Source organism: Phytohabitans sp. LZ39, assembly GCF_059359075.1.
In genome coordinates, this window is sequence record NZ_JCADBM010000022.1 from 1 (window position 1) to 10,874 (window position 10,874).

The window sequence follows — 10,874 nt, forward strand, 5'->3', positions numbered from 1 at the left end:
GTACATCGCCCGCGAGCTCTACCAAATCATCACAACAAACGACCCTGACCCCGCCGCTTGACAACCATAGGAGCATCGTCGCGGTAGCCCAAAGGATCTCGGTCTTGGGTGGGTCGGGCTGGCTGAAGCGGCCTGGGCCGGTGGTGACTCGGGATCGTTACATCCCCATCCTTGTACCTCGTGGGTCTTCTCTGAAAGATTGCTGGATAGCGCTGCCAGCGACGGCCGACGATCTCTGCTGCTCGCTGCGCGGCGGCGGCAGCAGGGAAGGGGATCCCGGTGACCCGACGACGTCGTCAGTCTCTCGCAGCTTTCTCGGCCGGGGTGCTGGTCCTCTCGGCCGGCATCGTGGCTCTCCATTACGCCGGTGCGCCGGCCACGCCCGCCGCGGTGACGGGTGAGGCGGAGGCGCCCACCGCGCTCGCCAAGCATCTCGAGCAGCGCCGCCAGGCCATGCCCGGCAACAGTGGCATGGCCCTCGAAGGGCCGGGCTCGGCGGCGGCGGCGGAGTACCTCAAGCGGGCCTACCCCGACAGCGCGGTCGCGGTCACCGAGATCGACGGGGCCAAGCGCGCGTTCGTCACCTCGCACAACCGTGGCTTTCCGCGCGGCAAGGCGAAGAAGGGCACCTGGCTGCCGGTCGGGCCGAGCCAGGCGCTCTACCCGGACACGCCGCTGCGCGACTCCTTCAACTACGTGCCCAACGACTACGTGGCGGGTGGGCGCACCACCTCGATCGCCCTGAGTGACCGGTGCTGGCCGGGCAACTGCCGGGCGTACATCACGCCGGCCGGCGGCGGCATCTGGCGCACCGACGACATCCTGCGCCGGCAGCCGGAGTGGAAATACCTGGCCGGGCCGCTCGACATCAACACCGCGGGCGCGGTGACGATCGACAAGAACGACCCGAGCCGCAACACGGTCTGGCTCGGCACCGGCGAGGCCAACACCTGCGGCTCCGGCTGCGGCGCGGGCGTCGGCCTCTACAAGTCGACCAACGCGGGCCGCACCTGGATCGGGCCGCTGGGCAAGGCGGAGCTGGGCGGCAAGGGCGTCGGCGAGATCGTGATCAAGCCGGGCGACCCGCGCACCCTGTACGTCGCCACGACGACAGCGCTCACCGGCATGTCGAGCGTCTGCTGCACCGGCGTCACCCGGCCCACCCCCGGCGCGGCGAAGTGGGGGCTCTACAAGTCGACCGACGGCGGGCGCACGTTCGCGTTCATCCACAACGGGTCGGTCAACGCGGCCGACTGCACCGGCAGCGCGACCGAGTTCGCCAACGGCTCGACCTGCTCGCCGCGCGGCGTGCGCACCGTCGAGCTCGACCCGGCCAACTCCAACATCGTGTACGCCTCCTCGTACGCGCGGGGCATCTGGCGCTCCAACGACGCGGGCGCGACCTGGACGCAGATCAAGGAGTCGCTCAACCCGGCGATCATCCAGACCCGTCCGGCGTTCGACGTCACGCGGCTGGCCAACGGCAAGACCCGTATGTACGTCTACGAGGGCAACACCGGCACGCCGTACGCGCGGATGCTGCGCAGCGACGACGTGGCCACGGGCGCGCCCACCTTCACCGATCTGACCAGTGCCAACGTCGCCGACCCGGGCTACGCCTGGTACAACCTCTGCGGTGGGCAGTGCTGGTACGACGTGTTCATCCACACGCCCGACGGCCACCCCGACATCGTGTACGCGGGCGGGTCGTACTCGTACGGCGAGACGATCGCCAACAAGCGGGCGGTGGTGCTCTCCACCGACGCCGGCCTCACCGGCACCGACATGACGTTCGACGGCACCGACGAGCTGCACCCGAACGGCCTGCACCCGGACCAGCACGACATCGTCACCCATCCGCGCAACCCGTTCCAGTTCTTCGAGGCCAACGACGGCGGCGTGATGCGCTCCAGCGGCACGTTCGTCGACCGCTCGGCCTGGTGTGACAACCCGCGGCGCGAGCTGACCGCGCCTCAGCTGGTGCGGTGCCGGCAGATGCTCTCCCGCATCCCGTCCAGACTGGACGGCGTCAACTCCGGACTGTCCACATTGCAGTTTATGAGCCTGTCGGTCAGCCCGCACAACCCCGAGCTGCTCCAGGGCGGCACGCAGGACAACGGCACCTGGGAAAACTACGGCAACCGCCGGCTGTGGCTCAACACCATCATCGGTGACGGCGGGCAGTCCGGCTTCGACGTCAAGGTGAAGAACTTCCGGTTCCACACCTACAACGACACGACACCTGAAGTGAACTTCAACAACGGCGCGACGGCCGACTGGATCTACACGGCCGACCCGCTCGCCGGGCAGGCCGGCTCGCAGTTCTACTCGCCGGTGATCAGCGACCCGAAGGTGAGCGGCACGATGTTCGCCGGCACGGGCCGCACGGCGTACCGGACCAAGACGTTCGGGCTCGGCGACCGCAGCCTGGCCGAAGCCAACCGGATCTGCAACACCTGGACCGGCACCTTCGAGGAAGACTGCGGCGACTGGGCGGAGCTCGGGCCCAACCGGCTCGTCGACCCGTTCTGGGGTGACCGGGCCGGCGGGGCGGTCGCGGCGATCGAGCGGACGACGGCCAACACGTCGAGCGCCTGGGCCGCCACGACCACCGGGCGCGTCTTCGTCACGTCCAACGTGGACGCCGAGCCGGCGTCGGCGGTGACCTGGACCCGGGTCGACGACGACGCGCCGGCACCGGGCCGGTTCGTCAGCAGCATCTACGTCGACCCGAAGAACGGCAACCACGCCTGGATCTCGTACAGCGGCTACAACGTCAACACCACGACGACGCCGGGTCACGTCTTCGAGGTCACGTTCGATCCGACCGCGGGCACCTCCACGTGGGTCGACCGGTCGTACGACTTCGGCGACATCCCGGTCACCGACCTGGTGCGCGACGACGTCAACGGCGACCTCTACGCCTCCACCGACTTCGGCGTGCTGCGCAACGCGGCCGGCACGACGACGTGGACGAAGGCGGCGCCGGGGATGCCCAATGTGGAGGTCGCCGGCCTGACGATCCTCCCGGGCAAGCGGATCCTGTACGCGGCCACCCACGGCCTGTCCGCGTGGCGGCTCAACCTTGCCTGATCAGAAAGGATGAGGCTGCGCACCGTCGGGGCGGTAGCCGTCGTCGCGGTGTTCCTGCCGCCACTGCTCATGCTGGTGGCCGGGTCACTCCGCGAGCCGGGGCTGCCGCCCCCGCCGGGTCCGCAGCTCGTCCCCGATCCACTCTCCATGGAGGGGTATCGCCAGGCGATCGACCTCGGCGGCCTCGTGCGCGCCGGCCTCAACTCCGCGGTCGTGGCGGCGATCGCGGTGCCGGTCAGCGTGCTCGTGGCGTCGCTGGCCGGGTTTGCCATGACCCAGCTGCCGCGCCGGGTCACCACCGCCGTGGTAGTCGCCTCGCTCGCCGCCCTGGCGGCACCGGCCACCGCGCTGCTGGTGCCGCGCTTCGCGCTGTTTCGGGCGCTCGGCCTGACCGACACGCTCGCCCCGCTCGTCGCGCCCGCGCTACTGGCCACCTCGCCCCTCTACCCGCTCGTGTTCTACCTCGCCTTCCGGACGCTCCCGGCTGACCTGTACGACGTCTGCCGGCTGGAGGATCTGTCGCCGCTGCGCACCTGGTGGCGGGTGGGCATGCCGCTGGTGCGGCCGGTGACGGCGGCGGTCGCGGCGCTGACGTTCGTGCTCACCTGGTCCAACTTCCTCGACCCGCTCGTGTACGTCTACGACCGCGACCTCTTCACGCTGCCGCTCGCGCTCCGCTCATTGTCCACACTGGACCCGACGAACTTCCCGGTCTTCCTGGCCGGCGCGGTGCTCACCACGATCCCGCCGCTCGTGGTGTTCGCCCTGGTCCAGCGGCACGCTCTCCGCCACCTCCACGTCCACCAGTACCGGGAGACCTGATGCGAAAGCTCACCGCGCTACTCGCCGCGGCCGTCCTCCTCGCCGGGTGCGGTGGCGGCGAGACCGCGGACACCCCGCAGACCGTCCGGCTGCTGGTCTTCGGCGCCCCGGAGGAGCTACAGGCGTACCGCACGCTCGTCGACGCGTACGCCAAGGCGTCGTCCGGCGCGCGGGTGCAGCTCGTCGAGGCGAGCGACCGGGAAGACCTCGTCACCCGCCTCTCCACGTCGATCGCGGGCGGCTCCCCGCCGGACGTGTTCCTGATGAACTACCGGTTCTACGGCCAGTTCGCCGCGAAGAACGCGGTCGAGCCGCTCGACGACCGGTTGGCCAAGTCCACTGTGGTCAAGCTCGCCGACCTCTATCCTCAGGCGACCGAGGCGTTCCGGTGGCAGGGGCGCCAGCTGTGCCTGCCGCAGAACGTGTCGAGCCTCGCCGTGTACTACAACCGCACGCTGTTCCAGAAGTTCGGCGTCGCCGAGCCGAAGACCGGCTGGACCTGGAACGACCTGGTGACCACCGCCACCGCGATGACCCGCAACGCGAGCGGCGCGATCGTGCGCGGCACCGAGTCGGAGGGCGGCAGCGCCCGGGTCGCCGTGCATGGCCTGGGCGTCGAGCCCACGCTGATCCGGATCGCACCGCTCGTGTGGTCGGCCGGCGGCCAGATCGTCGACGACGAGCGCAAGCCGACCCGGTTCACGTTCGACGCCAGCCCGGCCAAGGACGCGCTCCGCGACTTCGTGGCGCTGCGCCTCGCGTACGGGGTGGTGCCGACCGACGAGGAGGTCGAGGCGGAAGACGACGAGACCCGCTTCAGCAACGGCCGGCTCGCGATGCTGCTGTCGTCCCGCCGGGTCACCACGACGTTCCGCACGGTCGAGAACTTCGAGTGGGACGTCGCGCCGATGCCGATGTACGGCAAGCAGCAGGCCGGCATCCTGCACTCCGACGCGTACTGCATCACGAGCGGCTCGAAGGCCAAGGACGCGGCCTGGCGGTTCCTGGAGTACGCGATCGGGCCGGAGGGGCAGCGGACCGTCGCCGCCACCGGGCGGACCGTGCCGTCGAACATCGCGGTCTCCAAGTCGCCAGCCTTCCTCGACCCGGCACAGCCCCCGCGCAACGCGCAGGTCTTCCTGGACGCGGTGCCGACCATCCGGCGGGTGCCGACCATCTCCACCTGGCCGGAGATCGAGGACGTCACGGGCGGCATCCTGGAAAACGCGCTCTATCGCGGTGACCGGCTCGACGACGTGATCCGCCAGCTGGACGAGGAGACCCGGCCCATCTTCGCCCGCGGCGTGGCGCCATGACGGTGGCGTTGGAGGGCGTGCGGGTGGCGCACGGCGCGCGGGAGGTGCTGCACGGCGTCGACCTCACGGTGGCCCGCGACGAGCTGCTCGTGGTGCTCGGCCCGTCCGGCGCCGGCAAGTCCACATTGCTGCGTGCGGTGGCCGGCCTGACGCCGGTGTCGGCCGGCCGGGTGGCGATCGGCGAGCGCGACGTCACCCGGCTGCGGCCGGGCCTGCGCAACGTGGCGATGGTGTTCCAGTCGTACGCGCTCTTCCCGCACCTGACCGCCGTGGAAAACATCGCCTTCGGCCTCGTCGTGCGGGACGTACCGAAGGCGGAGGCGGTCGAACGGGCCCGGCGGGCGGCGGACACCGTCGGCTGTGGACACCTGCTCGACCGCCGGCCGGGGCAGCTTTCCGGCGGCGAGCGGCAGCGGGTGGCGCTGGCGCGTGCGCTGGTGCGCGAGCCGGACGTCTTCCTGCTCGACGAGCCACTGTCCAATCTGGACGCCGAGCTGCGGGTCGAGATGCGCGCCGAGCTGAAGGCGCTGCACGCCCGGGTCGGCGGCGCCACGCTGCACGTCACCCACGACCAGGTCGAGGCGCTCGTGCTCGGCGACCGGATCGCGGTGCTCCGCGAGGGGCGGATCGAGCAGGTCGGCACGCCGGACGAGATCTGGGACGCGCCGGCGACGACGTTCGTGGCCCGCTTCGTCGGCTCGCCCGCGATGAACCTGCTGCCGTCCGACGGTCCGCTGCCCGGCCTCGCCCCGCCGGGCACCCTGATCGGGATCAGGCCAGGCGCGCTCCGCCTCGGCTCCTCCGGCGTCGAGGCACGGGTCGAGCGGATCGAGGTCGTCGGGGAGGACGCGCATGTCTACTTGAGACTGGGCGAGCACTCGGTCGTTGCCCGGGTCCCGGCGACGGAAAGGCCGGGCGGCGAAACGTTCGTCACCGTCAGAGAGGGAGCCGTCCACGTCTTCGACGCCGCCACCGGCATCCGCGTATGAGTCGTCGCCAGCTCGGCTTCATGCTCGCGCCGTACGCCATCGGGCTCGTCGCTCTCGTCCTGCTGCCGGCCGCCGTGACGGTCGCGCTGGCGTTCGCCGACTACGATCTCGTCCAGCCGCCGCGGTGGACCGGCACCGGAAACTTCACCGAGCTGGCCGGTGACGGCATCTTCCGCACCGCGCTGCTCAACTCGCTGGTGTTCGCGGCGGTGGCGGTACCCTTGCGGCTCCTCATCGCCCTGGGCCTGGCCCTGCTGCTGCACCGGCGGGCGCGCGGTGTCGGCACCGCCCGGACCGTGGCCGCCCTGCCCACGGCGGTGCCGGAGGTGGCGTACGGCCTGCTGTGGCTCTGGCTCTTCAACCCGCTCCACGGCCCCGTCAACCAGCTGCTGCGGGTCGGCGGCGAAAACGGCCTGACCGCGCTCGGCCGCACGCCGCCGCAGTGGCTGACCGACCCGACCGACGCCCGGGCCGCGATCATCATCATGAGCCTCTTCACCATCGGCGAGTCGTTTCTGGTGCTGCTCGCCGCGCGGCTGGTGCTGCCGCCCGAGGTGTACGAGCTCGCGGCGGTCGAGGACGCCACGCCCTGGGACGTCTTCCGCCGCGTCACGCTGCCACTCGTCGCGCCGGTGCTCGGGCTGCTCCTGGTGCGGGACACGATCCTGAGCTTCCAGGTGTCGTTCGTGCCGGCGCTGGTCGTCACCGACGGCGGCCCGCCACCGTACGCCACCACGTACCTGTCCCTGTTCGTCTACCGCAACGCCTTCGAGTACCTGCGCTACGGCTACGCCTCGGCGGCCACGGTGGTGATGCTGCTCCTGACCGTCGCGGCGGTCATCCTCCAATGGCGCCTGCTGCGCCGCTGGCGCTGAGCGTGGCGCGCACCTCGTCGGCCTCGGGGACACCGAGTGCCTCGAAGATGGCCAGCGCCCGCCGCCACGCCTCCCGCGCGGTCGAGTGCTCGCCGAGCTCCTCGTGGGTGATGCCCAGCTCGCGGAGGCAGACGGCCGCGCTGCGGCGTTCGTCCACCTTCTCGGCGAGCTCCAGCGCGGTGCCCAGGCGGTCGAGCGCCTCGGTGTGCCGGCCGCGCAGGCGGTGCACCCGGCCGAGCTGGGACAGCACGGTCGCCTGGCCGACCGCGACACCCAGGTCGACGAAGCCGGCGTAGCTCTCCTCGTAGCACGCCTGCGCCTCGGCGTACGCGCCCTGCCGCTCGTACACCTGAGCCAGGTTGCTCAGCACGGCCGCCTGGCTGCGCCGGTTTCCGGTGCCGCGGAAGATGTCGAGCGCCTCGCGCAGGCTATCCACCGCGCGGGCCCGCTCGTCGAGTCCACAGTAGACCTCGCCGAGGTTGTTGAGGCTGATCGCCGCGCTGTGCCGGTCGTCCAGGGCGCGGCTGATGGCGAGGCTCCGTTCCAGGCAGGTGGCCGCCTCGCCGAGCTGGCCGAGGCTGTCGTACACCGTGCCGAGCCCGTTGAGGCAGGCGGCTTCGCCGGGCCGGTCGCCGGCGGCGGCGTAGCGGTCCATGGCCTCGCGCAGGCTGTCCAGCGCCTTCGGGTACTCGCCGCGCACCTCGAACGCCGCTCCCAGGTCGCGGCTCGCGTGTGCCTCCGCGATCGGGTCGCCGGTGCGGCGGGCGACGGTGCGGGCCGCCTCGTTGACCTCGACCCAGTCGTTGAGGTAGCCGCGCACGTGGAAGAACGCGAACAGCGCGCGGGCCAGGCTCGTCGCCGCCGCCGCGGGCAGCGTGGGGGTTTCCGCGACCTGATGTACGGCCGCGAGCAGGTTCGCGCGTTCGGACTCCAGCCAGGCGAGGGCGGCCTCCACGTCGGGGAAGGACGTGCCGCCCTCGGCCCACTCGCCGGCGGTCGCCGGCCGCGCGTCGGCGGGGCGCAGCAGCCGGAACGCCTGCCAGGCCGTCGCCGAGTACCAGCGCAGGAGCCGGACCATCGCGGCCGCGTCCGGTTCGGCGACCGACCGGCCGAACAGCCGGAGCAGGTCGTGCAGGCGGAAGCGACCGGGCGCCGGGCTGGCGAGGAGCTGGCAGTCGACCAGCCGGTCGAGGATCCGCTCGGCCTCGACGAGCGGCAGGTCGAGGAGCGCGGCGGCCGCCGGCAGGCTCAGGTCGGCCGCGTCCGGGAGGGCGATGAGCGGAAACGCCCGGGCCGCCGCGCGGTCGTCCGCCTCCGCGCCGTCGCGCAGCAGCTCGTAGCTGACCTGGAAGCTGGAGCGCACGCCCAGCTCGCCGAAGCGCAGCTCGTCGAGGCGGCGCCGGGTGTCGGAGAGCCGGTCGGCCAGCTCGCGCACCGGCCAGGACGGGCGCGCGGCGAGCCGGGCGCCGGCGATCCGCAGGGCGAGGGGGAGGCAGCCGCACCAGGTGGCCACCCGCTGCGCGCCGCCCGGGTCGGCGGCCACCCGGTCGGCGCCCGCGAGGCGGCTCAGCAGCAGCATCGCCTCGGCCGGCGGCAGCACGTCGAGGTGTACGTGGGTCGCGTTGTCCAGAGTGGACAGCACCGGCCGGCTGGTCAGCAGGACGGCGGTGTGCGGGCCGGCGGGCAGCAGCGGGCGCACCTGCTCGGCGTCGTGTGCGTTGTCCAGCACGACGAGCAGCCGGCGCCCGGCCGCGGCCGCTCGGAAAGCGCCGCTCGCCTCGTCCACTGTGGTCATATCGGTGTCCCGGACACCGAGCGCGCGCAGGAAGCGGCCGAGCACCTCCAGCGGCGGCAGCGGCCGCAGCCCGGCGGTGGCGCCCTGGAGATCGACGTAGAGCTGGCCGTCCGAGAAGTGGTGGGCGAGCCGGTGCGCCAGGTACACCGCGAGGGCCGACTTGCCGATCCCGCCCGGCCCGGCGATCGCGACGAGCGGCGCGGGACGCAGCGGGGTGGCGGCGAGCCGGGAGCGGGCGGCGGTCACCTCGCGGTGCCGCCCGGTGAACGCGGCGATGTCCGGCGGCAGCTGTCGCGGTGCGACCGGTCCGGAGCTTGCGGCCCGGTTTTCCCCGGGCGGGTCGAGTGCCGGGTCGGCGGAGAGGATCTGGCGCTGGAGCCGTTGCAGCGCCTGGCCGGGCTCGACACCGAGGTCGGCCACGAGCCGCCGCCGCAGCTGGCGGAACGTCTCCAGTGCCTCCGCCTGCCGCCCGGACCGGTAGAGGGCGAGCATCGTCAGCTCGTGCAGCCGCTCGCGCAGCGGCTGCTCGGCGGCGGCCGCGGCGAGGGCGGGCAGCGTATCGGCGTGCTCGGCGAGCGCGAGGCGGGCCTGCGCCCAGTGCTCCAGCACGGTGAGCCGCCGCTCGCCGAGGTCGGCCAGGGTGGAGTCGGCCGCGGCGCCGAGCTCCAGCCCGTCGAGGGGGCGGCCGCGCCACAGGCTGAGCGCACGCTCCCACCGGTCGGCCGCGGTTGCCAGCTCGCCCCGGGCCGCCGCCCGGTGCCCTTCCCCGGCGAGCCGGTCGAAGAGCAGCATGTCCAGGTCGTACGGGTCGACCTGGATCTGGTACCCGGGCGGGCGCGCGGTCAGCCCGGTCAGGTGGAGCGAGGTGCGCAGGTTGGAGACGTGCGTGCGGAGCGCACCGGCGGCCGTCCGCGGGGGCTTGAGCGGCCAGAGCGCGTCGGTGAGCGTGCCCACGGCGACCGGCCGGTTGGCGTGGAGGAGCAGCAGGCCGAGCAGGGTGCGCGGCTTGGTAGCGGTGAGCGGCATGGGCCGGCCCTCCGCCCCCTCCACCTCCAGCGGACCGAGAATGCGGAACGTCACCATCCGGCTCCCCTTACCCCTCGACAGGATGCACGCGCGGGGGACGAGATGGTTCAGCGATCAACCATAAAAATTGGTAGCTCTCCGCCAGGAGGTTGACGCAGACTGGCGGCGTGATCGAGCCGAAAACCTTCCGCGTCCCTGTCAGTGCCGTCCTCGCCGGCACGCGACAGCAGCGCGGCGGGCCGCCGGCTGCGATCCCCCACCCACGATCATGACGGGCGCGTTCGTCGACGGCGTGATCGCCGGGTACGGCGTGGCCGTGCCGGTCGGCGCCATCGCGATCCTGATCATGGGGTTGGCGGCACGCACCTCGTTCCGCGTCGGTGCCGCCGCGGCCATGGGCGTGGCCACCGCTGACGGGCTCTACGCGGTCGTCGCCGTGGTGGGCGGGGCGGCCCTCGCCGGCGTGATCGAGCCGGCCGCGACGCCCATGCGCTGGGTGGCCGTGGTCGTGCTGCTCGGGCTCGCGGGGCGCACCGCCTACACGGCGGTGCGGCACCACCGCGACCCGGCCCGCGCGGCCCGGTCCGACGCCGGCCTCGCCTCACCGCTGCGGGCGTACGGCGGGCTGCTGGCGCTCACCCTCCTCAACCCGATGACGATCGTCTACTTCGGAGCGCTCGTGCTCGGCCGGCAGGCGTCCGACAGCCTGAGCGCCGGGGGAGAGGCGCTGTTCGCGGCGGGCGCGTTTCTCGCGTCGGCGAGCTGGCAACTCGTCATCGCCGGCGGCGGCACGCTCGTCGGGCGGTTGCTCACCGGGCCGCGCGGCCGGCTCGCAACCGCCCTGGCGTCGAGCGCGCTGATCGTCGCGCTGGCGGTAGGAACGGCCGCGTGAGCGAGCTTGCGAGCGAACCATCAGGCTCAGGGAAGTCACGCACGACGGCGGCCGCGCCACCAGACG

The 10,874-nt window shown here is 72.5% G+C and carries 7 protein-coding genes; 6 read left to right on the forward strand and 1 reads right to left on the reverse strand.

Features of this window, described 5'->3' with window-relative positions; genetic code table 11:
• Positions 1-279: 279 nt before the first annotated feature.
• From AC5L36_RS33695 to AC5L36_RS33715, 5 genes are read left to right on the forward strand one after another with little or no spacing between them, the layout of a single operon-like run.
• Entirely contained in the window at positions 280-3,093 is a 2,814-nt protein-coding gene (locus AC5L36_RS33695; RefSeq protein ID WP_494909498.1) for an exo-alpha-sialidase, read from the forward strand.
• 9 nt (positions 3,094-3,102) lie between these two features.
• Entirely contained in the window at positions 3,103-3,915 is an 813-nt protein-coding gene (locus tag AC5L36_RS33700; protein WP_441222653.1) for a carbohydrate ABC transporter permease, read from the forward strand.
• On the forward strand, positions 3,915-5,231 hold the full coding sequence (locus tag AC5L36_RS33705; RefSeq protein ID WP_441222654.1) for an ABC transporter substrate-binding protein: 1,317 nt from the start codon (positions 3,915-3,917) through the stop codon (positions 5,229-5,231). Before AC5L36_RS33700 ends, AC5L36_RS33705 begins: the two co-directional genes overlap by 1 nt.
• Entirely contained in the window at positions 5,228-6,220 is a 993-nt protein-coding gene (locus AC5L36_RS33710) for an ABC transporter ATP-binding protein (protein WP_441222655.1), read from the forward strand. The genes AC5L36_RS33705 and AC5L36_RS33710 overlap by 4 nt, the downstream gene beginning before the upstream one ends.
• A 20-nt stretch (positions 6,221-6,240) precedes the next feature.
• Positions 6,241-7,095, forward strand: a complete 855-nt coding sequence (locus tag AC5L36_RS33715) for a carbohydrate ABC transporter permease (protein ID WP_441222816.1) — start codon at positions 6,241-6,243, stop codon at positions 7,093-7,095.
• Here AC5L36_RS33715 and AC5L36_RS33720 read toward each other — a convergent pair.
• Complete coding sequence (locus AC5L36_RS33720) at positions 7,058-9,970, reverse strand: AfsR/SARP family transcriptional regulator (protein ID WP_441222656.1); 2,913 nt, start codon at positions 9,968-9,970, stop codon at positions 7,058-7,060. The two genes, AC5L36_RS33715 and AC5L36_RS33720, sit on opposite strands and share 38 nt — an antisense overlap.
• Positions 9,971-10,184: 214 nt before the next feature.
• On the opposite strand from AC5L36_RS33720, the gene AC5L36_RS33725 reads away from it, so the two are divergent.
• The gene (locus AC5L36_RS33725) at positions 10,185-10,808 is read left to right on the forward strand and encodes a LysE family transporter (protein ID WP_441222657.1); all 624 of its coding nucleotides are present in this window, start codon (positions 10,185-10,187) and stop codon (positions 10,806-10,808) included.
• Positions 10,809-10,874: the final 66 nt, after the last annotated feature.

Bases quoted from the DNA above. Each gene is read 5' to 3' on its own strand.
- AC5L36_RS33705 (WP_441222654.1), top strand. From the start codon at position 3,915: ATGCGAAAGCTCACCGCGCTACTCGCCGCGGCCGTCCTCCTCGCCGGG.
- AC5L36_RS33710 (WP_441222655.1), top strand. From the start codon at position 5,228: ATGACGGTGGCGTTGGAGGGCGTGCGGGTGGCGCACGGCGCGCGGGAG.
- AC5L36_RS33700 (WP_441222653.1), top strand. From the start codon at position 3,103: ATGAGGCTGCGCACCGTCGGGGCGGTAGCCGTCGTCGCGGTGTTCCTG.
- AC5L36_RS33725 (WP_441222657.1), top strand. From the start codon at position 10,185: ATGACGGGCGCGTTCGTCGACGGCGTGATCGCCGGGTACGGCGTGGCC.
- AC5L36_RS33715 (WP_441222816.1), top strand. From the start codon at position 6,241: ATGCTCGCGCCGTACGCCATCGGGCTCGTCGCTCTCGTCCTGCTGCCG.